The organism is Haloferax sp. AS1 (genome assembly GCF_014530665.1).
GTDB classification, from domain to species: domain Archaea; phylum Halobacteriota; class Halobacteria; order Halobacteriales; family Haloferacaceae; genus Haloferax; species Haloferax volcanii.
This window is the reverse complement of the sequence record NZ_SPSA01000001.1, coordinates 2752945-2778204: the sequence shown is the minus strand read 5'-3', so window position 1 is coordinate 2778204 and position 25260 is coordinate 2752945. Positions and strand designations below refer to the sequence as shown.

Annotated in this window: 26 protein-coding genes; 13 read left to right on the top strand and 13 right to left on the bottom strand. The window is 68.5% G+C overall.

The genetic code is table 11. The features are described from left to right. Window positions 1-90: 90 nt before the first annotated feature. Together E4P24_RS14640 and E4P24_RS14635 are read right to left on the bottom strand one after the other, a co-directional pair. The gene (locus E4P24_RS14640; RefSeq protein WP_115802739.1) at window positions 91-696 is read right to left on the bottom strand and encodes a DJ-1/PfpI family protein; all 606 of its coding nucleotides are present in this window, start codon (window positions 694-696) and stop codon (window positions 91-93) included. Window positions 697-780: 84 nt separating this feature from the next. Then, the gene (locus E4P24_RS14635) at window positions 781-2235 is read right to left on the bottom strand and encodes a deoxyribodipyrimidine photo-lyase (protein WP_188148634.1); all 1455 of its coding nucleotides are present in this window, start codon (window positions 2233-2235) and stop codon (window positions 781-783) included. 387 nt (window positions 2236-2622) lie between these two features. Here E4P24_RS14635 and E4P24_RS14630 point away from each other — a divergent pair, with 387 nt between their 5' ends. Next, window positions 2623-3384 carry a hypothetical protein gene (locus E4P24_RS14630; protein WP_188148633.1) on the top strand — a complete coding sequence of 254 codons (762 nt, stop codon included), beginning with the start codon at window positions 2623-2625 and terminating at the stop codon, window positions 3382-3384. A gap of 67 nt (window positions 3385-3451) precedes the next feature. On the opposite strand, the gene E4P24_RS14625 is transcribed toward E4P24_RS14630, so the two are convergent. Both E4P24_RS14625 and folP read right to left on the bottom strand, forming a co-directional pair. After that, on the bottom strand, window positions 3452-4135 hold the full coding sequence (locus E4P24_RS14625) for a 6-hydroxymethylpterin diphosphokinase MptE-like protein (RefSeq protein ID WP_188148632.1): 684 nt from the start codon (window positions 4133-4135) through the stop codon (window positions 3452-3454). A gap of 188 nt (window positions 4136-4323) precedes the next feature. Then, the gene (gene folP / locus E4P24_RS14620; RefSeq protein WP_004061178.1) at window positions 4324-5463 is read right to left on the bottom strand and encodes a dihydropteroate synthase; all 1140 of its coding nucleotides are present in this window, start codon (window positions 5461-5463) and stop codon (window positions 4324-4326) included. Between the two features lie 141 nt (window positions 5464-5604). Here folP and E4P24_RS14615 point away from each other — a divergent pair, with 141 nt between their 5' ends. Both E4P24_RS14615 and E4P24_RS14610 read left to right on the top strand, forming a co-directional pair. Continuing rightward, entirely contained in the window at window positions 5605-6192 is a 588-nt protein-coding gene (locus E4P24_RS14615; RefSeq protein WP_004044724.1) for a hypothetical protein, read from the top strand. After that, complete coding sequence (locus E4P24_RS14610) at window positions 6189-7025, top strand: RNA methyltransferase (protein ID WP_004061182.1); 837 nt, start codon at window positions 6189-6191, stop codon at window positions 7023-7025. The genes E4P24_RS14615 and E4P24_RS14610 overlap by 4 nt, the downstream gene beginning before the upstream one ends. A 10-nt stretch (window positions 7026-7035) precedes the next feature. Here the strand turns inward: E4P24_RS14610 and E4P24_RS14605 are convergent, their stop codons facing one another. Then, window positions 7036-7497, bottom strand: a complete 462-nt coding sequence (locus E4P24_RS14605; protein ID WP_004061184.1) for a MaoC family dehydratase — start codon at window positions 7495-7497, stop codon at window positions 7036-7038. 176 nt (window positions 7498-7673) lie between these two features. Between E4P24_RS14605 and E4P24_RS14600 the strand changes: the two genes are divergently transcribed. After that, window positions 7674-8594: a M48 family metallopeptidase gene (locus E4P24_RS14600; RefSeq protein WP_188148688.1), complete on the top strand. Its 921-nt coding sequence runs from the start codon at window positions 7674-7676 to the stop codon at window positions 8592-8594. 1 nt (window position 8595) lies between these two features. After that, on the top strand, window positions 8596-9123 hold the full coding sequence (locus tag E4P24_RS14595) for a hypothetical protein (protein WP_188148631.1): 528 nt from the start codon (window positions 8596-8598) through the stop codon (window positions 9121-9123). 45 nt (window positions 9124-9168) lie between these two features. Here E4P24_RS14595 and gatE read toward each other — a convergent pair whose 3' ends face one another. The 4 genes from gatE to E4P24_RS14580 form a co-directional block, all read right to left on the bottom strand. Beyond that, window positions 9169-11043: a Glu-tRNA(Gln) amidotransferase subunit GatE gene (gatE, locus tag E4P24_RS14590; protein ID WP_008608558.1), complete on the bottom strand. Its 1875-nt coding sequence runs from the start codon at window positions 11041-11043 to the stop codon at window positions 9169-9171. 47 nt (window positions 11044-11090) lie between these two features. Continuing rightward, window positions 11091-11255 carry an HVO_2901 family zinc finger protein gene (locus E4P24_RS19260; protein ID WP_305037778.1) on the bottom strand — a complete coding sequence of 55 codons (165 nt, stop codon included), beginning with the start codon at window positions 11253-11255 and terminating at the stop codon, window positions 11091-11093. Window positions 11256-11490: 235 nt separating this feature from the next. Beyond that, window positions 11491-12900 carry a class II fumarate hydratase gene (locus tag E4P24_RS14585; protein ID WP_006601578.1) on the bottom strand — a complete coding sequence of 470 codons (1410 nt, stop codon included), beginning with the start codon at window positions 12898-12900 and terminating at the stop codon, window positions 11491-11493. Window positions 12901-13035: 135 nt separating this feature from the next. Next, entirely contained in the window at window positions 13036-13299 is a 264-nt protein-coding gene (locus E4P24_RS14580; RefSeq protein WP_004044717.1) for a BolA family protein, read from the bottom strand. Between the two features lie 92 nt (window positions 13300-13391). On the opposite strand from E4P24_RS14580, the gene E4P24_RS14575 reads away from it, so the two are divergent. Then, window positions 13392-13868 carry a hypothetical protein gene (locus tag E4P24_RS14575; protein WP_115802749.1) on the top strand — a complete coding sequence of 159 codons (477 nt, stop codon included), beginning with the start codon at window positions 13392-13394 and terminating at the stop codon, window positions 13866-13868. Between the two features lie 42 nt (window positions 13869-13910). On the opposite strand, the gene E4P24_RS14570 is transcribed toward E4P24_RS14575, so the two are convergent. Next, window positions 13911-14234 carry a hypothetical protein gene (locus E4P24_RS14570; RefSeq protein ID WP_188148630.1) on the bottom strand — a complete coding sequence of 108 codons (324 nt, stop codon included), beginning with the start codon at window positions 14232-14234 and terminating at the stop codon, window positions 13911-13913. A gap of 104 nt (window positions 14235-14338) precedes the next feature. Here E4P24_RS14570 and E4P24_RS14565 point away from each other — a divergent pair, with 104 nt between their 5' ends. Then, window positions 14339-15256, top strand: a complete 918-nt coding sequence (locus E4P24_RS14565; RefSeq protein WP_115802750.1) for an A/G-specific adenine glycosylase — start codon at window positions 14339-14341, stop codon at window positions 15254-15256. Between the two features lie 22 nt (window positions 15257-15278). Here the strand turns inward: E4P24_RS14565 and E4P24_RS14560 are convergent, their stop codons facing one another. Further along, window positions 15279-15620: a DsrE family protein gene (locus E4P24_RS14560; RefSeq protein WP_004044711.1), complete on the bottom strand. Its 342-nt coding sequence runs from the start codon at window positions 15618-15620 to the stop codon at window positions 15279-15281. Window positions 15621-15717: 97 nt separating this feature from the next. Between E4P24_RS14560 and E4P24_RS14555 the strand changes: the two genes are divergently transcribed. From E4P24_RS14555 to E4P24_RS14530, 6 genes are all read left to right on the top strand, one after another. After that, a complete protein-coding gene (locus E4P24_RS14555) occupies window positions 15718-16296 on the top strand; it encodes an NADPH-dependent FMN reductase (protein WP_188148629.1) in 579 nt (192 codons plus the stop codon). A 130-nt stretch (window positions 16297-16426) separates the two neighbouring features. After that, complete coding sequence (locus tag E4P24_RS14550; protein WP_004061202.1) at window positions 16427-17014, top strand: thymidine kinase; 588 nt, start codon at window positions 16427-16429, stop codon at window positions 17012-17014. Between the two features lie 83 nt (window positions 17015-17097). Further along, window positions 17098-17625: a YIP1 family protein gene (locus tag E4P24_RS14545; protein ID WP_004061204.1), complete on the top strand. Its 528-nt coding sequence runs from the start codon at window positions 17098-17100 to the stop codon at window positions 17623-17625. Between the two features lie 125 nt (window positions 17626-17750). Beyond that, complete coding sequence (locus E4P24_RS14540) at window positions 17751-19949, top strand: DHH family phosphoesterase (RefSeq protein ID WP_188148628.1); 2199 nt, start codon at window positions 17751-17753, stop codon at window positions 19947-19949. Between the two features lie 129 nt (window positions 19950-20078). Then, window positions 20079-21737, top strand: coding sequence for a tRNA uridine(34) 5-carboxymethylaminomethyl modification radical SAM/GNAT enzyme Elp3 (locus E4P24_RS14535; RefSeq protein ID WP_144858612.1), 1659 nt, complete (start codon window positions 20079-20081; stop codon window positions 21735-21737). Window positions 21738-21916: 179 nt separating this feature from the next. Next, window positions 21917-23140 (top strand): mechanosensitive ion channel family protein, encoded by a 1224-nt coding sequence (locus tag E4P24_RS14530; protein ID WP_004061225.1) that lies wholly within the window; start codon window positions 21917-21919, stop codon window positions 23138-23140. A 6-nt stretch (window positions 23141-23146) separates the two neighbouring features. Here E4P24_RS14530 and E4P24_RS14525 read toward each other — a convergent pair whose 3' ends face one another. Together E4P24_RS14525 and E4P24_RS14520 are read right to left on the bottom strand one after the other, a co-directional pair. Further along, window positions 23147-23590 carry a GNAT family N-acetyltransferase gene (locus E4P24_RS14525; protein WP_004061227.1) on the bottom strand — a complete coding sequence of 148 codons (444 nt, stop codon included), beginning with the start codon at window positions 23588-23590 and terminating at the stop codon, window positions 23147-23149. Between the two features lie 87 nt (window positions 23591-23677). Beyond that, window positions 23678-24982, bottom strand: coding sequence for a dicarboxylate/amino acid:cation symporter (locus E4P24_RS14520; RefSeq protein WP_013035604.1), 1305 nt, complete (start codon window positions 24980-24982; stop codon window positions 23678-23680). Window positions 24983-25260 lie beyond the last annotated feature (278 nt).

Below are 25260 nucleotides of genomic sequence, written 5' to 3'. Positions count from 1 at the left end.
TGAGGAGGGGTATGCTAGCACAAACCACAGTATGCGGGTCGCTATCGGTCGATATCTCCGCTTCGAGAAGCTCCGGTTCGCGCGAGCGTGTCAGCCGTCGAACGGCTTCGTCCGGCGCTCGTACTCGATTTCCGTCGAGACGGCGTCGGCGATTTCGGCTCCGAACTCGCGTTCGACGAGATGTAACGAGAGGTCGAGACCGGAGGTGACGCCGCCCGCGGTGAGCACGTCGCCGTCGTCGACGACGCGCGCTTCGACGACTTCCGCGGCCGTCTGTCGGAGGTCGGAGAGCGCGCCGCCGTGGGTGACCGCGGGGCGTCCGTCGAGGATGCCGGCGCGGGCGAGGAGCATCCCGCCGGTACAGACGCCGGCGACGGTCGTTCCGGCCTCGTGGAGCGCGGCGATGGCGTCGGGAATCTCGCCCTTCTCGGCTTCGGCCCACGCGCTCTGGTCGGCGCGGGAGTTCCAGCCGCCACCGGGGACGACGAGCAGGTCCGGGCGGTCGGTTTCCGGGTCGAGGGCGCCGTCGACGCCGACGCGCATCCCGTGGCTCGCGGTCACGAACTCGCGGTCGTCGAGCGCGACGAGTTCGGCCTCGCAGTCGGCCCCGGCCGCGCCGGCGTTCTGGAACACCTCGAACGGCGCGACGGCGTCGAGTTCGTCGAAGCCGTCGTAGAGGATGATAGCGACGTGCATGAACTCTGAGTCGATTTGCGAGAAGAAAGTCGTTCGTGCCGCGGCGACCGAGGGCAAAAAACAGCAGGCGGGGTCAGTCGTCGCTCAGTCGTCGCCGCGGGCGGCCTCGAACATCGAAATCGCGCGCTCGCGGCGGTCGGCGTGGTCCACGATGGGCTCCGGGTAGTCGGGCGCGAGCCGCTCGCGTTCGAGGTCGGTCAGTTCGTGCCACTCGTGGATGGTGTTGGCCGTCACGTCCGAGAGCTCGGGGACGTACCGCTTGATGTACTCGCCGTCGGGGTCGTAGCGCTCGCCCTGCGTCATCGGGTTGAAGATGCGGAAGTACGGCTGGGCGTCGGTCCCCGTCGAGGCGGCCCACTGCCAGCCGCCGTTGTCGTTTGCGGTGTCGTGGTCCGCGAGGTGCTCGCGGAAGTGCGCGTAGCCGTGTCGCCAGTCGCACAGCAGGTCCTTCGTGAGGAACGACGCGACGATCATCCGGACGCGGTTGTGCATGTACGCCTCCTCGCGGAGCTGTCGCATCCCGGCGTCGACGATGGGGTAGCCGGTTTCGCCCGCCTTCCACGCCGCGAGTTCCTCGTCGTCGTCGCGCCACGCGATGTCCTCCTCGTACTCCTTGTAGTTCTCCGTGACGACGTTCGGATGCTCTCGGAGGACGTGGGCGTAGAACTCCCGCCACGCCAACTGCGACTGGAACTCCTCGACGGACTCGTCTCTCTCGCCGCCGACGCCCTCGCGGGCCGCGGCGGTCGCCGCGTACACCTCGCGGATGCCGATGGTCCCGAACTTGAGGTCCGTCGAGAGCCGCGACGTGGCGTCCCGCGTCGGGTAGTCGCGGTCGTCGGCGTAGCGGTAGATGGCGTCCGCGCAGAACGCCGAGAGGCGCTCGCGGGCCGCCTCGGTCCCCGCCGACTGGACCGATGCCGACGGCTCCTCGAAGCCGAGGTCCGAGATGGTCGGGAGGCCGCCGACGGCGATGTCGAACTCTGCGTCGCCGTTGGTGAGGTCTTCGGCCGCGGATTCGAGCGTGGCGGCGTCGACGAGGTCGTCGGCGTCCGGCTCCGGGTACGGGTCGGGCTTGTCGCGGTCGCGCCACTTCTTCCAGAAGTAGGTGTAGACGGAGTAGGTGTCGCCAGCGTTTGTCGTGATGCTCCCCGGCGGGTGGAAGATGGCGTCGTGGACCGGCTCGCGGGCGACGCCGGCCTCGTCGAGGGCGAGCCGCACGTCCGCGTCGCGCTCGCGGGCGAGCCCGGAGTAGTCGATACCCCACACGGCCCGCTCGGCGTCGAGCGCCGCCGCCACCGCCGGCACGACCGTCCGGGGGTCGCCGCGGGCGACGAGCAGGTCGCTCCCGCGCTCTCGGTAGGCGTCGCGGAGCTCGGAAAGCGCGTCGAGCAGGTACCTGACGCGGGGCGCGCCGGCGTGGTCGAGCACGTCCCGGTCGAAGACGAAAAGCGGGGCGACGGGGCCCGCCTCCGCGGCCGTCGCGAGGCCGCGGTTGTCCGCGACGCGCAGGTCCCGGCGGTGCCAGTGCAGTTGCATGTGCGCGCCTCAGGACGGCGGCTATGTGAATGTAGCGGCAGTCGGACGCCGACGGGCCGAAAAATCGGCCGACCGGCTCGTTCGACTGAACTTAATCGCTCGCTGTCGCTGGAAACGGTGTCCTACCGCGTCTCGCGGCGGCAGTCGCTCGTGTTCGGACACCCGTTGGCATGGATGTGGTACGATAGTCGACACTCGCGGCGGCGCGACTGTCGCGGGTAATGTGATGTTATCGACCGAAGTCCGGCACGGGAGCACGTTTACGTTCTTGCTATCTGGTGTACCCGGTTCATACCTATACGGCGTCGTACCCACGGTTCTGGTATGTCCGGGCATCGCTGCCTTCCTGACTCCGGGGTCCGACAGCCGCGTCTCCGGTCTCCGCTCGTGTTTCCGCTCCTCCTCTTGACGTTCGTCTGCGGGACGCTCGGGTGGCTCGTCTGGGTCCCCTACGGCGCGTTCCTCGGCGTGCTCCCGCCCGTCGTCGTCTTCGGCTTCGCGTTCCTCGAACTCTCGTCGGCCTCGCCGTCGCCCCCGCAACTCCCGTCGGCGCGGCCGTCGCCGCCGCTCTCGCTCGACGGCCGGGTCGACCTCGCCGCCGCGTTGCACGGCGCGGGCGTCTTCGCGACCGACGCGGACGACAACCTCTCGCTGTCGCCGCAGTTCGCCGACGACTGGCGCGCCCGAATGCTCGAAGCCGACGGGCGAGACGGCGACCGCGAGGCGCTCGCGGCGCTTCTCGGCGTCGACTCGGACAGAATCGAGATGGGGTGGAACGAGCGGGGGCTGTTCGCGCGACTCGACCACGGAACCGTCGGTCGGTGGTCCTCCCGCGCCGCGTTCGTCGCCGACCGCACGGCGGTCGCGACGTTCCGCCGGTACTACCCCGAGTGGTGGCGGCTCTCGACGGCCGACCGGAACCGCGTCCTCGGGGCGCTTCGGTTGTGTCTCCGGACGTGCCCGACCTGTGACGGCGCGGTCGCGGTCGAAACCGAACGGGTGCGGACCTCCGACGGGACGAAACGGCACGTCTCGGCCGTCTGCCGGGGCTGTGACGCGACGCTGTTCGACGGCGTGGTCGAGCAGTCGGCGGCCGAACAGTCCGGGTCCGACAAGGGTGCCGGCGTGCACCCGCAGAACACGCGGTAAGCGAGGCGAGAGCGCGAGGCACGCCGCGCCCGGCGAGCGCCGACGGGTCGGCGCGAGCGCGGGCCTCTCAGGGGAGCGAGTCGATGCCGTCGCGCCGCCCGTCGAGCACCGAAAAGCGCTCGTCGCGGCGTCGTTCGAGCCACCGGAGCAGGCGCTCCGCCCACCGGAGTTTCTGCGCTTTCATCGCGTCCACGGTCGGGTCGTCGAAGTCCCAGCCGGCGAAGACGAGCCGCTTCGCCCCGAGTTCGTCGGCGATGAAGACCGCCCGGTCGCCGTCGGTGAAGCCGCCCCAGTTGACGACGGGGCCGACGGGAGCCGCCTGCGTCGTCCCGAGGACGTGGTCGGCGTCGAACTGTGGAACCCACTCGCGGACCGCGGGAAGGTTGTCGCCGTGGGCGTGGGCCGCGACGGGCACGCCCGATTCGGTTAGTTCGACCGCCGTCTCGGGGTTCTTGTCGAGGTCCGTCACCATCAAATCGAGGTCGAACCCGGCGTCTCGCACCGCGTCGGCTGCGGTGGAGGCGGCGACGACCACGTCCACGTCGGGGTCGTCGAGTCGGTCGAGTTCGGCGTCGAGCGTCGGGGCCGCCCCGCAGACGGCGACGGTCGCGCCCACCCAGTCCAGTCGGTCGCGGTCGAACGGTTTCACGAGGTCCGCGAGCGCGTCTCTGGCGCGCTCGTCGCCGGTTCGGTCGAAGCCGAAGTCGTCGAGAATCCGCCCGTAGACGGGTTCCCACGTGGTGAAATCCATGGTATAGCTGTCGCTCAGAATGTAACTGTATGGGCCGGAACGGCACTCGTGTACCCCTACCCGCGTGCCCTTCCGGCGTCCACAGGACCGTTTTAGAGTCGGATGGTATAAGTTTTCTCTTAGTAGAACGGTCAACGTCTGCCGAACGTCAGACGGCGAGACGGGTCTGTGAGGGGTTCACGCACCAGTTATCGCGTCGCCCGCTCGACCGTTTCGAGGGCGGCTTCGAGGGCGTCGGAGGCGTCCGTGACGAGCGTCGAAAGCCGGGCGAGCGCGGCGGGCGTCCCGACCAGCAGCGCCCCGGTGTCGCCGGCGGCCAAGACGGCTCCCGCGTCGCCGGCGGCGGCTTCGAGGGCCTCGCGGTCGTCGACTCCGAGTCCTTCCAGTTCGAAGACGCGCGTGACGCTCTCGGCCGCGAGGTCGCGGTTCGCGCCGACCCGGTCGAGGTGTCTGGCGGCCTCGCCGGTCGTCGTCACGTCGAGTTCCTCGACCGACACGTCGCCGGGGTCGCGGACGCGACGGCGCGCGAACTCGTGGCCGATGAGGGCCGCGTCGCGGGTCTCTTTCACGTCGTGGGTCCGGACGACGTGGGCACCGCGCTCGACCGCCATCGACGTGGCGGCGAGGCTGACGGGCAGGGCCTCCTCGGTCGAGCGGCCGGCCACGTCGCGGAGGAAGTTCTTGCGGTTGATGGAGACCAGGATGGGGTAGCCGTAGCCGCGGAACTCCCGCAGGCGGTCGAACGTCTCGCGGTCGTGTTCGAGCGTCTTCGCCTCCGACCAGCCGCCGAAAGCGGGGTCGAGGATGGTCTTGTCGGTGAAGCCGTTCAGTTCGAGGGCGTCGTAGATGTCGTCGACCTCCTCGATTGCACCGGGGCGGGTGAGGTCCGGGGGGCTCGCCATCTTGGCGACGGCGGCGTCGAACTCCTCGCAGACGCGGGGCATCTCCGGGTCGGCGAAGCCGCAGATATCGTTGACCATGTCGAACCCACCGTCGAGCGCCGCCTCCGCGACCTCGTGGTAGCGCGTCTCGATGGAGAAGACGGCGTCGCCGGAGACGCTGTCGAGGACCGAAAGCGCCGTGTCGAGGCGGTCGAGTTCGTCTTCGGCCGACAGCACGTCGAGGCGCTTGTTCGCGGATTCGAGGCCGATATCGACGATGTCGGCCCCCTCGTCGATGAGTTCGCGGTCGACGTACTCGGCGGCCTCGCTCGGGTCGTTGAACACGCTCGGCTTGTACGGGGACTCCTTGGAGACGTTCAGCACGCCCATGATTCGGGGCGGGTGGTCGTCGCCGATTTCGAGTCCTGCCGCATCGACGGTGCGCATACCCGTCGGTTGGACCACACGACTATATGCCGACCGGTCGCGGAAGGCGGGCAGCCAGCCCTGCGGCGCTCGTTCGCCGTCGCTCGCGGACGACTGACCGGCATCACGCCACTTTTATCCGCCGCTCGGCTACCTCGGACCATGGCGAAGGTCAGCGTCGGACTCCGCGGATGGCGCTTCGAAGAGTCCGAGATATTCACCGACGAGGGCGAGTTCAAACCGCTCGACGAGATTCCCGAGGACCCACGGGAGCGTCTCATGCGCCTCGTCTCGCTCGTCGAGGAGCCGTGCGACGCCTGCTATCTAATCCACGGCGACGAGGAGATACAGCAGTGCCGACAGGCCGCCATCGTCTACGGCGAGCCCCGCGAGGAGGTGCTTCTCTGCGAGCACCACGAGCCGGACTTCCTCTACTGGTTCCGCGAGGAGGACGGCCGCGACCTCGTCGGCGACGCGGTGTTCGCCGACGCCTTCCACGAGTGGTTCGCCGCCGGCGGCCGCGCGCCCGACGGCTACGGCGGGCTGGAGTACGTCGACACCGAACCCGACGAACTCCCGTCGCCGCCGGACGCCAACGAGATACAGCGCCGGCTGGAGGAGAACTTCGTCGAGGGCGAGCGTATCAACCTCCGCGACTACGGCCCCGGCGCGGACGACGAGGACGGGACGCCCCTGACCGAAGACGACCTCGACGGCGTCGACCTCGACACGGACTACCCGACGAAATGAGCGACGACCCAGACGCCGACGCCGTCGATGTTGCCGACGCCGCCGATACCGCCGATACCGCCAACGCCGCCACCGGTGACGCCGGGGACCGCGAGTTCGTCGTCGTCGTCGTCGAACCCGAGACGCCCGGCAACGTCGGGACCATCGCGCGGGCGATGAAGAACTTCGGCATCTACGACCTCCGCCTCGTCGACCCGCCGCCGCTCGACCCCGACGGCGAGGCCTACGGCTTCGCCGGCCACGCCCGCGAGGACGTGCTTCCGAACGCCACCGAGACGACCCTAGAGGAGGTCGTCGAGGAGTTCCACACCGTCGGGACGACCGCGGTCTCCCACGAGGACTCCACCCGGCACGTCCGCTACCCGTTCAAGACGCCGGTCGAAATCGCCGACTCGCTGGAGTCGGTGGAGACGAAGACCGCGCTCGTCTTCGGCCGCGAGGGAACCGGCCTCGACAACGAGGAGTTGGCGATGCTCGACGAGGTCTGTTGTATCCCCGCCGACGACCGCTATCCCGTGCTCAACCTCGGGCAGGCGGCGACGCTTCTCATGTACGAACTTCGCCGGTTTACGGTCGAGGAGACGCAGCTACCGGATGTGGAGCGCGAGCGCGCCTCAGAGGCGGAAATCGAGGTCGTCTACCGCTTTTTCGACGAGTTGCTCGACGCCGTGGACTACCGCGAACACAAGCGAACCAAGACCTCGCGGATGATGCGCCGACTGCTCGGCCGCGCCCACCCGACCGAGCGCGAGGCCGCGACGCTGACGGGCGTGTTCCGCCGGGCCGCCGAGGCCGTCCGCGACCCGGACCGCTTCCGCGACGACGAGAGCTGACGCGTCCGCGCTACTCCGCGTCGTCGTCCCGGCGGGCGAACATCACGTAGCTCACGAACGAACAGACTTTCTCGACCTCGCCGGACTCGCGCTCCGCGCGGGTCGTCGTCCGAATCTCCACGAGGCCGCGGCTGTCGGTCTCGACGGTCGTCTCCAGCACCTCGTTTTCCACGACGAGCGTGTCCCCCGGATACACCGGTTTCCACCAGCGAAGCTCGTCGACGCCTTTCGCGCCGAGGGCGGCCGAGTCACCGAGGAAGCCGTCAACGAGCAGGCGCATCGTCATCGCCGTGGTGTGCCAACCGCTGGCGATGACGCCGCCGTACATCGACTCGGACTCGGCGCGCTCCGGGTCGGTGTGGAACCACTGCGGGTCGTACTGTTCGGCGAACTCCAGCACCTCCGCTTCGGTCACGTCGTACGCGCCGAACTCGTGGGTGTCGCCGGCCGCGAAATCCTCGAAGAACTGCATGACTCCCCTTCGGCCGGCCCCGTGGAGAAAGTAGCGGTGTCGGCGGTCCGGGCGGCGCACGCGGCCGAGCGCACCCCGTTTTCGTTCCCCCGCCCCTGAGCGCCAGACAGCTTTTGCGGTCCGACCCCGTATCCCCACGCGAGATGGCAACGTCCCCGCGCCGCTCTCGCCTCCCGATGGTCGCCGTCGGCGTCGTCGTCCTCGCGTTCTACCTCTCGCTCAGCGCGCTCAGCGCGTTCGCGGTGGTGACGCTCTGGCGGCTTCGCCCCGACCCCCTGACCGCCGCCGTCGTCGGCGTCGCAGTCGCCGTCGTCCTCGGCTATCTGAGCTTCCGCTTCGGCACGGTGCGACTGCTCAGCCAACTCGACGCGCGGGATATGTCGCCCGCGGAGTCGCCGTCGGTCCACCGCCTGCGCGACCGCCTCGCCGAGCGGATGGACCTCGACCCGCCGACGCTGAAGCTCGCGCGTTTCGCCGCGCCGAACGCGATGGCGCTCGACCCGATGGGCCGCGACGTGGTCGTCCTCGACGCCTCGCTGTTCCGCCTCCTCGACGCCGACGAGTTCGAGGCGCTGCTCGCGCACGAACTCGCGCACCTCGAACGGAAAGACGGGCTGGTCCAGTCGCTCGTGGCGAGCGTCCTCCAGACGGTCGTCGGCGTCGGCTACCTGTTCGTCTCGCCGGTGACGTTCCTGACGACGGGCGTCGCCCTCGGCTCGGCGTGGATGCGCGGCCGGCCGGGGTCGTGGACCGAGACGCTCGCCGGGCGGATTCGCCTCCGACTGGACGAGTTCGTCGGGCTGTTCGGCTTCGGCCTCACCGTGTTCGTCCGGTCGCAGTCGAGAAAACGGGAGTTCGCGGCCGACGCGCGGGCCGCCGAGGTGACGGACAAGCCGATGGCGCTCGCGTCGGCCCTGCGGAAGTTAGAGCGGGCCGCCCGGCCGCAACACGGCCTGTCGCCGCTGTGGGTGTACGGCGAGGTCGAGGTCGAAGACTCGGTGTCGGACCTGCTTTCGACCCACCCCTCGACCGACGAGCGCGTGGAGCGACTGGCAGCGATGGCCGACGAGTCGATGACGCGAATCGAGGTGCGCTGAGATGCCCGGCTCGCCCGACCCGGTGCTCGGCAACTGGCTTCTCACCCACATCGTCGCCGTCGCCGCCGCGCTCGGCACCGTCGCCGTCGTCTACGCGACCCGCGCCCGGAGCGCCCGAAGCTTCCTGACGCCCGCGCTCGTCGGCGGCGGCTACGCCCTCGCCACGCTCGCCGTCTGGACCGCGGCGCGACTCGTCACCGACGCGTTCCCCTCGGGGCTGGTCGAAGACCCGCTGACCGCGGCGGGCTTCCTCGGCGTTTCGTTCCTCCTGCTCGCCGGGTTCGTCGCCGTTTCGGCCCTGCTGTTCGCTCGCCGCGGGCTGGTCGCGCCGCTCGTCGGCCTGTTCGGCGTCACGGAACTCGTCTGGTGGGCGTTCCTCCACGTCCGCGGCGAGACCGATGCGCTGGGGATGTTCCTCATCTTCGGGCCGGTGCTGTTGGTGCTTCTCGTCGTCGCGGCCGGCGTCGAGTTCGCGGGGCGGTGGGGCTGGCGGCGGTTCGTCCGCGAGAGCGGGCGCTCGGCGTCGTGAGAACCGAGAACGGAGAAAACGGGATGCGGTCCGAGGCCTCGGCGGTCAGGCCCGCTTTTGAATCTCCTCGCGGAGCACGTCGCTGACGACGCCGCCGTCGGCCTTGCCGCGGAGCGCGCCCATCGCCTCGCCCATGAGCGCCGAGAACGCGCCCATGCCCTGCTGTTCGACTTGGTCGGCGTTGCGCTCGACGACCTCCGCGATGGCCTCGCGGACCTCCTCTTCGGAGACGCCGGAGAGGCCGGCCTCCTCGACGGCTTCCTCGGCCGTGAGGCTCGGGTCCTCGGCGATGGTGGCGAGCACGTCGTTGACGCCCTCCTTGGCGAGGTCGCCGTCCTCGACGAGCTGCATGACCGCGAGCAGGTGGTCGTCGGTGAGTTCGGAGACGGCCACGTCGTCGCGGCGGAGTTCGGTCAGCGTCGATTCGAGCAGCCCCGCCGCGAACGTCGCGTCGATGCCGGCGTCCACGGCCTCCTCGAACAGCGGCATCGTCCGGCCGTAGGCGACCTGCTCCGCGAGGCCGGCGTCGAGGCCGAACTCGGCTTGGTAGCGGTCGACCTTCTCGGTCAGGAGTTCGGGCGTCTCCACGTCGCTCGGGTCGAGGTCGACGGGGGGTACGTCCGTCTCGGGGTACATCCGGGCCGCGCCGGGGAGCGGGCGGAGGTAGCGCGTCGTGCCGTCGTCGTTGGCCCCGCGGGTCTCCTCGGGGACCTCCTCGATGGCGACTTCGGCGCGCTCTGCGACCGCGTCGATGGCGAGGTCGGCCGTCTCGGGGTCGTCGGCGACGATGGCGACCGCGTCCTCGGGGCCGGCGTCGACCGCCTCGCGGAGCGATTCGACCTCGGCCTCGGTGACGCCGTAGGCCGGGAGTTCGTCGGTGTGGAAGATGCCGCCCGCGCCGTGGCGCTTGGCGTGGTCGGAGAGTTCGGTGCCGAGGCGGCGGTCGGGCTGGAGTTCGCGGCCGACGAGGCCGTCGAAGCCGTACAGCGGGACGGCCGTGACCTTCCCGCCGGCGTCGAGCGCGCCGCGGATGACGCCGGAGTCCGAGTCCTCGAACACGTCGGTCACGTCGGCCACGCCGCCGACGGAGGCGTCGCGCGACTGGAGTTCGTCACGAATCTCGACGAGTTCCGCCTGTCGGCCGACCTCGAAGCGGACGATTTCGTCGATTTGGTCGAGCGCCTGCACGCCCTTGATTTCGACGCGCGCGCCGTCGGCGATGGAGACGTTCACGTCCTGCCGGATGGTACCGAGGCCGCGTTTGACCTTCCCGGTCGAGCGCAGGAGCATCCCGATGGTCTGGGCCGCCTCGCGCGCCTGTTCGGGCGAGGAGATGTCCGGGCCGGTGCCGATTTCGACGAGCGGGATGCCGAGGCGGTCGAGGCTGTATAGGACGCCGTCGTCTCGCTCTTCGACGCGCTGGGCGGACTCCTCTTCGAGCATGAGGTCCACGACGGAGACGGGGCCGTCTTCGGTCTGAATCTCGCCTTCCTGCGCGATGAGCGACGAGCGCTGGAACCCCGAGGTGTTCGAGCCGTCGATGACGAGCTTGCGCATGACGTGCGCCTCGTCGACGACGTTCATGTCGAGCAGTTCGGCAATCTGCATGGCGACCGTCCGCGCCTCGTGGTCGAGTTCGTGCGGCGGCTCGTCGTCCTCTTCGACCAGACAGGTCGAGTCGTAGGCGAGATACTCGAACTCGCGTTCGACGCGGCTCTCTTCGAGCGCGGCGTCGTCGAGTTCGCCCAGTTCGCTCTTGGTCGGATGGAGGAAGCGCGTGAACGTGCGCGTCGCCTCGTCGGGCTCGCGGAGGTCGGTCGGACACCCGCAGAACAGCTTCGTCTCGGTGTCGAGTTGCTGGTGAATCTCCAGCCCAGCCACGAGGCCGAGGTCCTCGTAGTCGTAGTCGTACTCGGTCATTGGTACTCCCTGCGTTCGGGGGGAGTAAAAAAGGATTCAGTCTGCCGTCAGAGGCGACGAAGCCCCTCATCGATACCTTCGACCTGTTCACACTCGGGACAGACGTACGTCCACCCGTCGTTCGTCGCTCGTCCCTCCGGGAATACGGCCCCACAACCTCGACACTCCAACATGTCTCGCCCGCGGGCCCGCTGCTGTTGCAGTCCGGCCATACTGGTATAATCGTCAAAATCAAGCTTCAAAATACCGATTTTCGAGATTTCGTGACAGTTCTTCACTCGGGGGTGACTGTCACGGCAGCGCCGGAGTGCGATTGCTACCGCGAGCCGAGTAAATATAACCGTCTTCGCGGCTGAACTGACCGAAATCGACGCGAACGCGACCCGAACCGAGCGGGTCGCCCGCTCGACTCAACGTATCAAAAAGTGGACTGTTTTTCGCCGGGGCTCAGTCGTCGCCGAGGATGCCGCGATGGGTCATCTTCTCGGGGTCGAGCACCTCGTCGGCTTCCGCCTCGGTGAGGTAGCCCTCGTCGACGGCGACCTGTCGGACGCTTTTGTCCTCAGCGAGCGCCTTCTTCGCCACCTTCGAGGCCTTGTCGTAGCCGATTGCGGGGTTGAGCGCCGTCGCCAGCGCCATCGACTGTTCGACCCGCGTCTCGCAGTGTTCCTCGTTAGCTTCGAGTTTGGCGACGAACCGCTCGGCGAAGACCTCCGAGGAGTTCGCCAGCAGCTTCGCTGATTCGAGGAAGTTGTGCGCGAGCACGGGCTTGTAGAGGTTGAGGTCGATTTGGCCCTCCGCGGCACCGGCGGAGACGGCGGCGTCGTTGCCGACGACCTGCTTGTGGACCTGATTGACCGCCTCCGCGACGACCGGGTTGATTTTCCCGGGCATGATGGAGGAGCCGGGCTGGTTCTCCGGCTGTTCGAGTTCGCCGAGCCCGTTGCGCGGGCCGGACGCGAGCAGGCGGAGGTCGTTTGCGATTTTGTTCAGGGAGCCGGCGACGGTGCGGAGCGCGCCGTGGGCCTCGCTCATCGCGTCGTGGGCCGCCTGCGCCTCGAAGTGGTTGTCGGCCTCGCGGAACTCGACGCCGGTCTCCTCGGTCATGTACTCGGCTGCCTTCGCCGGGAACTCGGGGTGCGTGTTGAGTCCCGTGCCGACCGCGGTGCCGCCGAGCGCGAGTTCGCCGAGGTGCTCGCGCACGTTCTCGACGCGGCGGATGCCCTTTTCGACCTGCGTGCGGTAGCCGCCGAACTCCTGTCCGAGGCGGACGGGCGTGGCGTCCTGCAAGTGGGTTCGGCCGGTCTTGACGACGCCGTCGAACTCGGCTTCCTTGTCGCCGAGCGCCGCGGCGAGCGTCTCCAGCGCGGGAAGCAGGTCCTTCTCGACGGCTTCGAGGGAGGCGACGTGCATGGCCGTCGGAATCACGTCGTTGGAAGACTGGCCGAAGTTGACGTGGTCGTTCGGGTGGACGACGCGGTCACCGATGCCCTCGCCCATAATCTCCGCGGCGCGGTTGGCGATGACCTCGTTGGCGTTCATGTTCGAGGACGTGCCCGAACCGGTCTGGAACACGTCGACGGGGAACTGGTCGTCGAGCTCGCCGGCGATGACCTCGTCGGCGGCCTCGACGATGGCGGCCGCGACGTCCTCGTCTATCATGCCGAGGTCGCGGTTGGCCTGCGCGGCGGCCTTCTTCACCACGCCGAGCGCGCGGACGAACCGCCGCCCGAAGGTGATGCCGGAGATGGGGAAGTTCTCGACCGCCCGCTGGGTCTGTGCGCCCCAGTAGGCGTCGACAGGCACTTCCATCTCGCCGAGACTGTCCCGCTCGATTCGATAATCATCGTCGCCCATGATTCGGGGGTCGTTTTGGCAGGAGGTAAAATCCATTGGTCCGTGCGCCTCACTGACAGCCGCGACTGTCGGCGGTCGCGCGGCGCGTCAGCTGACATGCCAACCGCGACGGCCGCGGCGACCGCGGCGGTTCGGTCACTCCTCGCGCGCCGCGTACTCCTCGGGCGTGTACGTCTTCAGCTCCATCGCGTGGATGTCCGTCGTCATGTGGTCGCCGAGGGCGTCGTAGACGAGCTGGTGCTGTTGGACGAGCGACTTCCCCTCGAAGGCGGGCGAGACGACGACGGCGGCGTAGTGGTCGTCCTCGTGGTCCTGGTCGACCGTTCGCGGCCGCGAGACCGTCGCGTCGGCGTCCTCGATGTGCGATTCGATGAGGTCCTCGATGGCGGCGAGTTCCATGTGCGTACTGGCGGCCCGCGCCGGGAAAAAGCGTCCGGGAGGTGGCGACCGCCTCGCGGAGGTTTTTATTCGGGGACGACGCACCTCGGGTCGTGACTGACGCGACACCCACCGCCGGGCCCGAGGAGGCCGTCCGCGTGCTCCGCGACGACCACGAGCGACTGCTGACCGTCGTCGGCCAGTGCGCCACCGCCGTCACCGCGGAGTGGGACGGCGATTCCGTGACGGACCGCGAGCGCGTCGTGCCCCCGTTCAGGCGCGCGCTTGACGGCTCCGGCGCGCTGTCTCGCCTGCCTCGGGCGCTCGCGGACGCGGTGACGGCTACCGGTCGACCGATGGCCGCGCCGCCCGTCGCGGCCCCGCCCTACGTGGTCGTCACCGGCGAGGGCGTCGTCCTCCGCGCCAACCTCGGTGACGGCCGACTGGTGGTGCTCCTCCGGGCGTTCGAGGTCGACCGTGGCGGCGATGGCGACGGCGACAGTGACGGCGACGGCGGCGACGGCGGCGACAGCGAACCCCACCGCTACCGCCGCATCGACGGCGTCGAAATCGAAGCCGAAATCGTCTGAGTCGGGTCTGGTCGGAGCGGGGCGGGTCGCTCTCGGCCGCGTTTACATCTGATAGCGGCGCACGTCGTCCCGCGGCGGGGCCTGCGACTGCCCGGTCATCTCGTCGTAGGTCATCCCCGCGAGGTACTCGTCGTAGGTCACGTCGTAGCCCTGCTGGAGGTGGAAGTCCAGTTGGCCGCGGTCGAGTTCCGACTGGAACAGCGCGTGGACCGCCCGGCGGACGAGTTCGTCCGCGTCGTCGGGGTCGAACAGGGCGACGAGCATGGCGAGTTCGTGTCGCGTCTCGCGGTCGAGCGACACGTCGAGGCTGTCTCCGAGGTCTCCGTAAGCCGCGTCAACGTCGTCTGTGAGTTCGTCGAGCGTCATCGCCCGGCGATGGGGCCGTCACGGGGATACGCGTTTCGACCGCGCGGGAAGGACCGCGCTCCGGCATCGCCACGGCTAAACGCCGGCCGTCCCAAGCCGGGGCGATGAGCGACGCGTCGTCCGAACTCCCCGCCGACCTCGACCGCGAAGCAGTCCAGTCCGCGCTCACCGAGTGGTACGAGGCCGACCACCGGGACTTCCCGTGGCGGCGCACCGACGACCCCTACGAGATTCTCGTCTCCGAGGTGATGAGCCAGCAGACCCAACTCGGCCGCGTGGTCGAGGCGTGGGAGGCGTTCCTCGACGAGTGGCCGACGACGGCCGACCTCGCGGCGGCCGACCGCGCCGACGTGGTCGGCTTCTGGACGGACCACCGACTGGGCTACAACAACCGCGCGAAGTACCTCCACGAGGCCGCTCGGCAGGTCGAAGAGGACCACGGCGGCAAGTTCCCCCGGACGCCCGACGGCCTCTCCGAGCTGATGGGCGTCGGCCCCTACACCGCCAACGCGGTCGCCTCCTTCGCGTTCAACAACGGCGACGCGGTGGTCGACACCAACGTCAAGCGGGTGCTGCACCGCGCCTTCGCGGTCCCCGACGACGACGCGGCGTTCGAAGCCGCCGCCTCGGAACTCATGCCCGACGGCGAGTCCCGCGTCTGGAACAACGCCATCATGGAATTGGGGGGCGTGGCCTGCGGGAAGACGCCCACCTGCGACGAGTCCGGCTGTCCGTGGCGGCGGTTCTGCCACGCCTACGAGACCGGCGACTTCACCGCGCCCGACGTGCCGACCCAGCCGAGTTTCGAGGGGAGCAGGCGGCAGTTCCGCGGGCGGGTCGTCAGAGTTCTCGGCGAGTACGACGACCTCGGCCTCTCGGAGTTAGGACCCCGAGTCCGCGTCGACTACGGCGGCGATACGGGTGCGGAGTGGCTCCGCGGCCTCGTGGACGACCTCGAATCCGACGGCCTCGTCGATGTCGCGGAGGGCGACGACGGCGTCCGCGTCTCGCTGGCGAAGTAGCGCCACCTCCGGGCGATTTCCATTACGGCACTTTCAGATAGGCGTCGCCGGCCGCCTGTCGCGTCACGAGTTCACCGACGCCCGAGGGGACCACCTCGACGCCGTCGGCCAGGCGGTCGGCGTCGAACCCGCGGCCGTCGAGGGAGTTCCGACAGGCGCAACAGCGGACGCCGGCCTCGAACAGCGAGTCGAGGCGGTCGCGGACGGGCGAGTCATCGAGAAACAGGAGCGCCGCGTCGCCGTTGGCAAGAAGGGTGACAGTGTCCGTCTCGACCGTCTCGTCGTCGAGCAGGTTTCGGACGTTGCGGATGGCGTGTCGCCAGTCACCGAGGTCGGCGCTGGAGACGTGGAAGACGACGTTCACGGTTGGTTTTCGCCCCCCGGCTCCCTGTGTGTTGCGCCCGTCCGACACGCCCGGAGGCGGCCGACGGGGTTTTCACGCAGTCACGGAGACACAGGATATGACGCAGCCGCACGTGGTCGCCATCTGCGGCAGTCTCCGCGACCACAGCTACACCCGACTGGCGCTCGAACACGTCCTCGCAGGCGCGTCCGCCGCCGGCGGAACGACGGAACTCGTGGACCTCCGCGAGTACGACCTCCCGCCGCTCGACGCCGACTTCGACGAGCAGGGCGGCTCGGCCGAACTCGTCCGCGTCGTCGACGGCGCGGACGCGGTCATCCTCGGGACGCCGGTCTACCACGGCTCGTACTCCGGAATCCTCAAGAACGCCCTCGACTACTGCGGCTTCGACGAGTTCGGAGAGAAGACCGTCGGCCTACTCGCCGTCGCCGGTGGTTCCTTCCCCGTGACCGCCCTCGAACATCTCCGGTCGGTCTGCCGGTCGCTGAACTCGTGGGTGCTTCCCCATCAGGTCGCGATTCCCCGCGTCTCCTCGTCGTTCGACGGCGACGACATCACCGACGAGGACCTGCGCGAGCGGGTCGAACGACTCGGCCGCGACGCGGTCGTCTACGCCAACATCGAGCCGGAGCCGCCGACGTTCGAAAGCGGCGAAAACGTCGGCGCTGACGACTGACTCGCCGTCACGGGCCATCCGTCCACCCCGCCTGTCAGCGGCGTCGAACCGCGGAGCCGACCCGTCTCGACGGCTGACCGTCGCGGCAGATGAACAATCGTTTTGACCCTCCTCGTCCCCCTGTCAGGATATGCACGCCATCACGCAGAGCGGATGGATAGAGGTCATCTCCGGCTCTATGTTCTCGGGGAAGACGGAGGAACTCCTCCGACGCCTCCGCCGGGCCGAAATCGCCGGGCAGGAGATTTCGGTGTTCAAGCCCCAACTCGACGACCGCTACGGCGAGACGACGGTCGGCTCGCACGCCGGCCGGTCGTGGGAGGCGAGCGTCGTCCCCTCCGAGGGCGAGGGCGTCTGGCAAATCGCGGAGGAACTCAACGGCGAGGACGTGGTCGCCATCGACGAGGCCAACTTCTTCTCGGCCGAACTGGTCGACGTGTGCGAGGCGCTGGCCGCCGACGGTAAGCGCGTCGTCGTCTCGGGGACCGACCAGACGTTCCGCGCCGAGCCGTTCGACCCGCTTCCGCAACTGATGGCGCTCGCCGAGTACGTCGACAAGCTTCAGGCCATCTGCACCGTCTGCGGCGAGCCGGCGACCCGGAACCAGCGGCTCATCGACGGCGAGCCGGCCCACGTCGACGACCCGACCATCCTCGTCGGCGCGGAGGAGTCCTACGAGGCGCGGTGTCGGAACTGTCATACCCTCCGGCGGGACTAGAGGCTAGCGTGACTACTTGGGTCGAAACCCCACGGGAGGGCCGCGACCGCGGGCTGTCCGGCCTCCTCCGCGCGTGGGTCGCGGTGGTCGCTCGCCCCCGCCAGTTCTTCCGGGACGGCGTCGCTCCCGGCGACCAAGCGCCCGGGCTGGTGTTCGCCATCGCGGTGGCGCTCGTCTATCAGGGCCTCGGGTACGCCCTCGCGCCGGCGACGATTCCGGCCATCGAGGGCGGCCCGCTCGTCTCGGCGCTCGTCGCCCTGCTCGTCGTCGCGCTGTTCGTCGCGCCGGCGTTGCTCCACCTGACGGCGGCCATGCAGACGGCGCTTCTCATCCCGCTTCTGTCCCGCCGCGCGGGGGTGAGCGAGACGGTGCAGGTCATCGCCTACGCCGCCGCGCCCTGTGCCTTCGCCAGCCTCCCGATTCCCGGCGTTCGCGCCCTCTGTGCGGTCTACGGGGCGGTACTCCTCGTCGTCGGCATCAGCGAGGTCCACCAGACGACGGTGCCGAAAGCCGCGGTCGCGGCGGCCGTCCCCGCCGGCGTGGTGTTCGGCTACGCCTTCGGGGGCTTCCGCGCCCTCGGTGAACTCGCCGCCGCGCTCGCGCTCGTCTGAGCCGAACCGGCCCGTATTTCGCCCGCTTCGACCGACCGAGCGGCGATTTCTCGCCCGCGAACGCGCGAATCTTCTCTGAGCGTTTTTCGACAATCGTTTTAGTTAGGGGTTGTTTGCTCAACGCAATGGATTGGATTACGCACGAGGAGGACGTCTGGTTCGAATTCCGGGGCAATAGCCCCCACCAGCTCGTCCCCGGCCGATTTTACAAAGGCACCGTCGACGGCTACGCCGACTTCGGTGTCTTCGTCGACCTCGCTTCGAACGTGACTGGCTTACTGCACCGCAGCGAACTCGACCGCCGCCTCGAATCCCTCGACTGGGAGCCGGGCGACGAGGTGTTCGTTCAGGTGAAGAACGTCCGCGACAACGGCAACATCGACCTCGGCTGGTCGATTCGCCAGTCCGACTCCGAGTTCCGCGGCGCTCGCATCCACGACCCCGACGGCGACGCCGACGGCCAGCCCGTCGAGCAGGAAGCCGAGAGCGGCGGTCCGACGACCGTCAAGACGCGCCCGAAGACGGGCAAGACGACGAAGCCCGCCGGCGTGAGCACGTCGTCCGAGACCGCCGACTCCGAGTCCGACGCAGACTCGCAGTCCGAGCAGGACGCCGCGTCCGAGCCTGAGTCCGAGTCCGACGCCGGAGACGAGGACCGCGCGCCGACCGCCGGCGACGTCGTCGACGACATCGCCGCAAACGGCGAGTCCGAGCAGGAAGCCGACGCGGAGCCGGAGCCCGAGAGCGACTCGGAGTCCGAAGACGACGCCGAAGTCGACGCCGAGCAGGAAGCCGAGGCCGACGCTGACGACGCCGCCGACGAGGCGGAGCGCGTGACGCTCGCCAGCATCGACGACCGCGTCGGCGACGTGATTCGCGTCGAGGGCGAAATCGCCAGCGTCCGCCAGACCGGCGGCCCGACGGTGTTCGAACTCCGCGACGAGACGGCCATCGCAGACTGCGCGGCGTTCGTCGAGGCCGGCGTCCGCGCGTACCCCGAAGTCGAAGTGGGCGACTACGTCCGCATCGACGGCGAGGTCGAGCGCCGCCGCGGCGAACTCCAAATCGAGACCGAGGAGCTGACGATTCTCGACGGCGACGAGGCCGACACCGTGGCCCAGCGCCTCGCGGACGCCCTCTCGGACGAGGCCCGCCCGGACGCCGTCGCGCCCCTCGCGGCCCACGAGCCGGTCGCCGCCGTCGGCAAGTCGCTGCTCGACGCCGCGGAGGCCATCCGCCGCGCCGTCCTCGAATCGCGCCCCATCGTCGTCCGCCACACGGCCACCGCCGACGGCTACGTCGCCGGCGCGGCCGTCGAGCGCGCCGTGCTCCCGCTCATCCGTGAGGAGCACCCCCGCGACGACGCCGAGTACCACTACTTCACCCGTCGCCCGCTCGAAGAGGCCGTCTACGGCATGGACGCCGCCACGAACGACGTGACGCGGATGCTCGAAGACCGCGACCGCCACGACGAGAAGCTCCCGCTCGTGCTTCTCCTCGGTGCCGGTTCGACCGCCGAGTCCCTCGACGGTCTCGGCCTGCTCGGCGTCTACGGCTCCGAGCGCGTCGTCGTCGACGCCGCGCCCGCCGACGACGAGGTCGCCGCGGAAGTCGACGTGCTCGTCAACCCCGCCCGCGAGGGGGCCGACGCCCGCGACCTCTCGGTTGGCGCGCTCGCCTCCACGCTTTCCGTCGCCGTCAACGACGACGTGCGCGACGACGTGTCGCACCTCCCCGCGGTCAGCTACTGGGAGAACTGCCCGCAGCAGTACCTCGACCTCGCGGAATCGCACGGCTTCGACGCCGACCGCGTCCGCGAACTCCGCGAGGCCGTCGCGCTGGAGGCCTACTACCAGTCGTATCAGGACAAGCGCGAACTCATCGCAGACCTGCTGTTCGACGCCGACGAGGGCCTCGCCGGCCACGTCTCCGAGCAGTTCCGCATCAAGCTCGAAGACGAAATCGAGACGGCGCAGGCGAACCTCGAACGCCGCGAGGTCGGTGCCATCTCCGCGGCCGTCCTCGACTCCGACGCTTACAGTCACCGCTTCGACTTCCCGCCGACGGGCCTGCTCGTGGACGAACTCCACCGCCGAACCCGTGAGGGCGACGCCTTCGTGACCGTCGCGCTCGGCATGGACGAACTCTACCTCCGCGCCACGGGCGACCTCGACCTCCGCGCAGTCGTCGAGTCGGCCGCCGAGAAAGCGCCCGCCGCCGGCCTCGCCGCCGCGGGCATCCGCGAAGGTCGCATCGAGTTCCTGACCGGCGCGCGCGACGAGGCGCTCGAAGCCGTCCTCGACGCCGCCGCCGAGCAGTTCTAAGCCGCAATCCAGACTCCTCCTCGCGCGGTTCGACGGAGGGCCCTATTCTAGCCTCCCGAGCGACACGCTTATCCACGAAACGACCCGATTCGCGCCCATGAACCGCCACCACGTCGCTGAACGGGAGGTGTGGCCGTGAGCGCCGAGACCGAGACGGAGTCCGAGGCGTTCGAGCGGACCTGCGAGGCGCTCGTCGAGCGCATCCTCGCGGGCGACGTCGACCGCGACGACCTCGAATCCGCAAAGCTCGACGCCTGTTCGGAACACTCCTCGCCGAAGGTCCCGAAGAACGCCGAGATTCTTCAGTACGCCCCGGAGGACCGCCGCGAGGAGGTCAAGGAGGTCGTCCAGCGCAAGCCCGTCCGCACCGCCTCCGGCGTCTCGCCGGTCGCCATCATGACCTCGCCGCACATGTGCCCCCACGGGAAGTGCCTCTACTGTCCCGGCGGACCCGCCAGCGAGTTCTCCTCGTCGCAGTCGTACACGGGCCACGAGCCCGCGGCCGCCCGCGGCGTCCAGAACGACTACGACCCCTACGGGCAGGTCACGCTCCGCCTCGAACAGCTTCGACACATCGGCCACCCCGTGGACAAGGTCGAACTCATCCTCATGGGCGGGACGATGACCGCCCGGAGCCACGACTACCAGGAGTGGTTCGTCAAGCGGGCGCTCGAAGCCATGAACGACTACGACCTCGACAAGGAGCCGGAACCGGCCGAAGACCGGTCGTTCAAGCCCGACCCCGAGGATGTCGAGTTCGAGTACATCGAGGACGTCATCGCGGAAAACGAGACGAACGACATCCGCAACATCGGGACGACGTTCGAGACGAAGCCCGACTGGTGTGACCCCGAGCAAATCGACCGGATGCTCGATTTGGGCGCGACGAAGGTCGAAGTCGGCGTCCAGACGACCTACGAGCGCATCAACCGCGAGATGCACCGCGGCCACGGCGTGCAGGCCTCCATCGACGCCAACCGCCGCCTCCGCGACTCGGCGTTCAAGGTCGGCTTCCACATGATGCCCGGTCAGCCCGGCATGACCAAGGAGATGTGTCTGGAGGACTTCCGTCAGCTGTTCGAAAACAGCGACTGGCGGCCCGACTACCTCAAAATCTACCCGACGCTCATCGTCCGCGACACCGTCACCTACGACATGTGGCGGCGCGACGAGTACGAGCCGCTGAACAACGAGGAGGCAGCCGACATCGTCGCGGAGGTCATGGGCATGATTCCGAAGTACACACGCCTCCAGCGCGTCCAGCGGGACATCCCCGCGGACTTCATCGACGCCGGCGTCTGGAAGTCCAACCTCCGGCAACTGGCCGCCCAGCGCGCCGAGGAGCGCGGCATCGTCCAGCGGGACATCCGCGCCCGCGAGGTCGGCATGAACGAGGCCGACCCGGACCCGGAACGCATCGAACTCGACGTGATGACCTACGAGGTCGCCGGCGGGACCGAGCACTTCATCTCGTTCGAAGACCCCGTCGAGGACCTGCTGGTCGGCTTCTGTCGGCTCCGATTCCCCGGCAATCCGGTCCGCCGCGAGCTTCAGGACGCGGCGCTCGTCCGCGAACTCCACGTCTACGGCTCCGAGGCGGGTATCGGTGCCGACGGCGACTGGCAGCACAAGGGCTACGGGAAGAAGCTCCTCGCCCACGCCGAGGAACTGTCCCGCGAGGCCGGTTACGACAAGATTTCGGTCATCTCCGGCATCGGCGTCCGGCAGTACTACAAGCAGAAACTCGGCTACCATCAGGACGGGCCGTACGTGTCGAAGCGGCTGTAGGGAATAGTTGGATTTTTGGTCCAGATTTTTGCGAGACGAGCGAAGCGAGTCTCGGAAAAAGGTGGGACTGGGCCGTACGTGTCGAAGCGGTTGTAGCCGACGAGCGCTCTCCTGCCGATTCTCATTCCTGAGTGTCGCTCCGTCACGCTTTTACTGTCTGACCCATCGCACACGGTAGGATGGCACCACAGGGGGGTGCGGCGGGTTCGGGGCAGGCGGCGACGTGGCTTCAGGACCTCCGCTCGACGCTCGCACAGTTCGTTTCGACAGAAGAGCGACTCGGTATCTCGGCGGCGCTCGTCGCGCTCGCGCTCGGTATCGCGGTCTTTCTCGCGCCGCGGCTCGTCTCGCGGGCGACCGCCGAACTCCGAACGCGGGTGTTGGCCCACCCGCGGGTCCCGGACGCCGTCACCGACGCGGCGTGGCTGTTTCCCGCGACGGTCGTCGTCCGGACGCTCCAACTCGCGGTGTTCGTCGGCGCTGCGCTCTCGCTGTTGCTCCTCTGGGGCTACACCGGCCTCGCCGCGGACCTCACCGAACTGCTCGCCGTCGCGGTGCCGAACGCCGCCAAACTCGGGGCCACGGTCGCGCTGTTCGCCGGGGCGCTCGTCGGGACGAACGTCCTCGAAGAGAAACTGGACTCGTACGCGACCGCATCGGACAACATCAACGCCCACCAGCAGGGCATCGTCTTCCGCGTCCTCCAACTGGTCGTCCTCCTCGCGGTCGGGATGGCGGCGCTCACGGTCTGGCAGGTCAGAATCGGCGGCCTGCTCGTCGGCGCGGGCTTCCTCGGTATCGTGGTCGGGATGGCCGCGCGACAGACCCTCGGGTCGCTCATCGCGGGCTTCGTGCTGATGTTCTCCCGACCGTTCGAACTGGGTGACTGGGTCGAAATCGACGACGCCGAGGGCATCGTCACCGACATCACCATCATCAACACCCGCCTGAGCAACGCCGACGGCGAGACGGTCGTCTTCCCAAACGACCGCGTGACCAACGCGAAGATAACGAACCGGACGAAGCGCAACCGCCTCCGGCTCCGCCTCGACGTGGGCATCGACTACGAGGCCGACATCGAACGCGCCGAGTCGGTGGCCGAGGAGGCGCTTTCCGACCTCAAGTTCGTCGAGGGGGTACCGAAGCCGCAGGTGATGCCGACGACGTTCGGTGACTCCGCCATCGGCCTCCAACTGCGTTTTTGGATTACGAGCCCCTCGGCCCCGCGCCGTGCGCAGGCGAAAGCCGAGGTGCTTCGGAGCGTGAAACTCGCCTTCGACCGCGAGGGAATCAAGATACCCTACCCGCAGCGCGAACTGCTCGCCCGCGAGGAGGCCGACGGCTTCCAGTTACGGGAGGACCGCCGCAGTCAGCCGGTCGAGACGTCGGTTTCGGAGGATTAGGCGTCGTTACAGCGACTTCCGCATCTCGACGTGCGGGATGCCGGCCTCGTCGAACTCGTCGCTCGTCGTCTCGTAGCCGAGGCCGCGGTAGAACCCCTCGGCGGTCGTCTGGCCGTGGAGGAGAAGCGAGTCGAAGCCGCGCTCGCGCGCCTCGGCTTCGAGCGCCTCCATGAGTCGCCGCCCCCAGCCCTCGCCGCGGGCCGATTCGAGGACGGCGACGCGCTCGACTTTGCCGACGCCGGGTTCGTACTCGCGCAGTCGGGCCGCGCCGACCGCGTCGCCGTCGCGGGAGGCGACGAAGTGGACCGCCTCGGCGTCGGGGTCGTCGTGTTCGTCCCACTCCAGTTCCTCGTCGACGCCCTGTTCGTCCACGAAGACGGCCTTGCGGACGCCGAAGGCGTCGTCGCGTTCTGCGTCGCCGGTGGCGACGCGAACGTCACTGTTGGTCATCGTCGGACGTTTCGTGGGGTGCTACCTGACGATTTCGGAGCGGCCGCGCGAACTGACGCCCGACCGGGGTGCGTCACACTGGGACGGTCAGTCTGCCGACGACACGATATCCCGGAGCCCGTCTGCCGACCGTGCCCACACCCCGTCGTCGAAGTCGACTGCGTCGTTCCACTTCGCGACGACGCTCGAAACGGCCAAATCGCCGGTGACGTTGTTCATCGTCGCGATTCGGCCGAGAATCGGGTCGACACCGGCGACGAACCCGACGACCTCCAGCGGCAGCCCCACCTGCGTGAGGACGACAGTCAACATCACGAGCCCCGCACCGGGGACGCCCGCGGTCCCGATGCTAATCAACACCGCCACCAGAAGGACGAGCACCTGCTCGGAGAGCACGAGCGGTTGTCCGACGACGTTTGCGGCGAACACGACGGTTATCGCCTGTCGTATCGCAGCCCCGTCCATATTTGCGGTTGCTCCGACCGGGAGCGCAAACGAGTAGACACGCTCGTCGATTCGAAGGTCCTCCTCTGCGTTCTGCATCGTGACGGGGAGCGTCCCGCTCGACGAACGGGTGGCGAACGCCGTCACCATCGCGTCTTTCGCGCCGGCGAGGAACGCGACCGGCGAGACGTTCATCACCAGTCCCATCAGCAAGAACAGATACGTGATGACGATGTGCGCGACGACGGCGACAGCGACGGCCAGCACCAACTCACCGAGCGAGGAGAACACGCCGATGCCCTCGGTGCCGATACCGGACGCCATCAGCGCGAAGATACCGACGACACCGTATTCGAGGACACCGCGGACGATGACGAACAGCGCTTCCGTGCCGACTTCGAAGGCAGCGAAAATCGAATCGACAGTCTCGGCAAGGTCATCCTGCCGTGCTCGGACGTACGTGAGCGCGATGCCGAAGGTGATGACGAAGAAGACTGTCGCCAACAGGTTCCCCTCGGCCAGCGCAGTCACGGGGTTACTGGGGACGATTCCCAGGAGAACGTCTGTCAGCGACGGTGGCGCTTGCGATCTGGCTTCCGCATCGAGAAACTCGACTCCTCGCCCCGGTTGCAGGATGTTCGCGACGGCGAGGCCGATGAGACCGGCGATGGTCGTCGTCACCGCGTAGAGCCCGACCGTCGAGCCGCCGATTTTCCCCAGCTGAGCGGGCGAAAGTTGGCGAATCCCCGAGAGAAGTGTGAAGACGATGATGGGGATGATGAGCATGTTGAGCAACCGGATGAACAGCTCGCCCAACGGGCTGACCACGGCCATCCGTTCCCCGAAGAGGATACCCGCCGCCGACCCGGCGACGAACGCAACGAAGATACGATAGATGAGTGGGACCGAGCGATACTCGTCCCACACGGTTCGTACTGTCCCGAACATACCCCAGCAACGGCTTCCCTTTTCAAAAACGCAGTTCTCCCCATCGCTCCTGCGCCTATCTACAACGGTCACCGACCGTCGCGTTACTGCCCGTACACTGACGTTTCAGGGGCGAGACCGCCGATAGACGGGTGGTTCCGCGTCGCCCCGGTTCGCATCGAAACCTCCACCGTCGGTATCGGATACGACTACGCTTCGTAGCTATGCACAAAATTTGCTGCTTCGCCCGGCGATTCGCTGGGGGGAGCACCCAGTACGCGACCCCGTCGGACCGTGAC

Coding starts and splice junctions, on each gene's coding strand:
- E4P24_RS14530 (WP_004061225.1), top strand. CDS start 21,917: ATGGCACCACAGGGGGGTGCGGCGGGTTCGGGGCAGGCGGCGACGTGG.
- E4P24_RS14570 (WP_188148630.1), bottom strand. CDS start 14,234: ATGACGCTCGACGAACTCACAGACGACGTTGACGCGGCTTACGGAGAC.
- E4P24_RS14585 (WP_006601578.1), bottom strand. CDS start 12,900: ATGGGCGACGATGATTATCGAATCGAGCGGGACAGTCTCGGCGAGATG.
- E4P24_RS14565 (WP_115802750.1), top strand. CDS start 14,339: ATGAGCGACGCGTCGTCCGAACTCCCCGCCGACCTCGACCGCGAAGCA.
- gatE (WP_008608558.1), bottom strand. CDS start 11,043: ATGACCGAGTACGACTACGACTACGAGGACCTCGGCCTCGTGGCTGGG.
- E4P24_RS14550 (WP_004061202.1), top strand. CDS start 16,427: ATGCACGCCATCACGCAGAGCGGATGGATAGAGGTCATCTCCGGCTCT.
- E4P24_RS14580 (WP_004044717.1), bottom strand. CDS start 13,299: ATGGAACTCGCCGCCATCGAGGACCTCATCGAATCGCACATCGAGGAC.
- E4P24_RS14595 (WP_188148631.1), top strand. CDS start 8,596: ATGCCCGGCTCGCCCGACCCGGTGCTCGGCAACTGGCTTCTCACCCAC.
- E4P24_RS14600 (WP_188148688.1), top strand. CDS start 7,674: ATGGTCGCCGTCGGCGTCGTCGTCCTCGCGTTCTACCTCTCGCTCAGC.
- E4P24_RS14605 (WP_004061184.1), bottom strand. CDS start 7,497: ATGCAGTTCTTCGAGGATTTCGCGGCCGGCGACACCCACGAGTTCGGC.
- E4P24_RS14540 (WP_188148628.1), top strand. CDS start 17,751: ATGGATTGGATTACGCACGAGGAGGACGTCTGGTTCGAATTCCGGGGC.
- E4P24_RS14635 (WP_188148634.1), bottom strand. CDS start 2,235: ATGCAACTGCACTGGCACCGCCGGGACCTGCGCGTCGCGGACAACCGC.
- E4P24_RS14610 (WP_004061182.1), top strand. CDS start 6,189: ATGAGCGACGACCCAGACGCCGACGCCGTCGATGTTGCCGACGCCGCC.
- E4P24_RS14555 (WP_188148629.1), top strand. CDS start 15,718: ATGACGCAGCCGCACGTGGTCGCCATCTGCGGCAGTCTCCGCGACCAC.
- E4P24_RS14625 (WP_188148632.1), bottom strand. CDS start 4,135: ATGGATTTCACCACGTGGGAACCCGTCTACGGGCGGATTCTCGACGAC.
- E4P24_RS14640 (WP_115802739.1), bottom strand. CDS start 696: ATGCACGTCGCTATCATCCTCTACGACGGCTTCGACGAACTCGACGCC.
- E4P24_RS19260 (WP_305037778.1), bottom strand. CDS start 11,255: ATGGCCGGACTGCAACAGCAGCGGGCCCGCGGGCGAGACATGTTGGAG.
- folP (WP_004061178.1), bottom strand. CDS start 5,463: ATGCGCACCGTCGATGCGGCAGGACTCGAAATCGGCGACGACCACCCG.
- E4P24_RS14615 (WP_004044724.1), top strand. CDS start 5,605: ATGGCGAAGGTCAGCGTCGGACTCCGCGGATGGCGCTTCGAAGAGTCC.
- E4P24_RS14525 (WP_004061227.1), bottom strand. CDS start 23,590: ATGACCAACAGTGACGTTCGCGTCGCCACCGGCGACGCAGAACGCGAC.
- E4P24_RS14520 (WP_013035604.1), bottom strand. CDS start 24,982: ATGTTCGGGACAGTACGAACCGTGTGGGACGAGTATCGCTCGGTCCCA.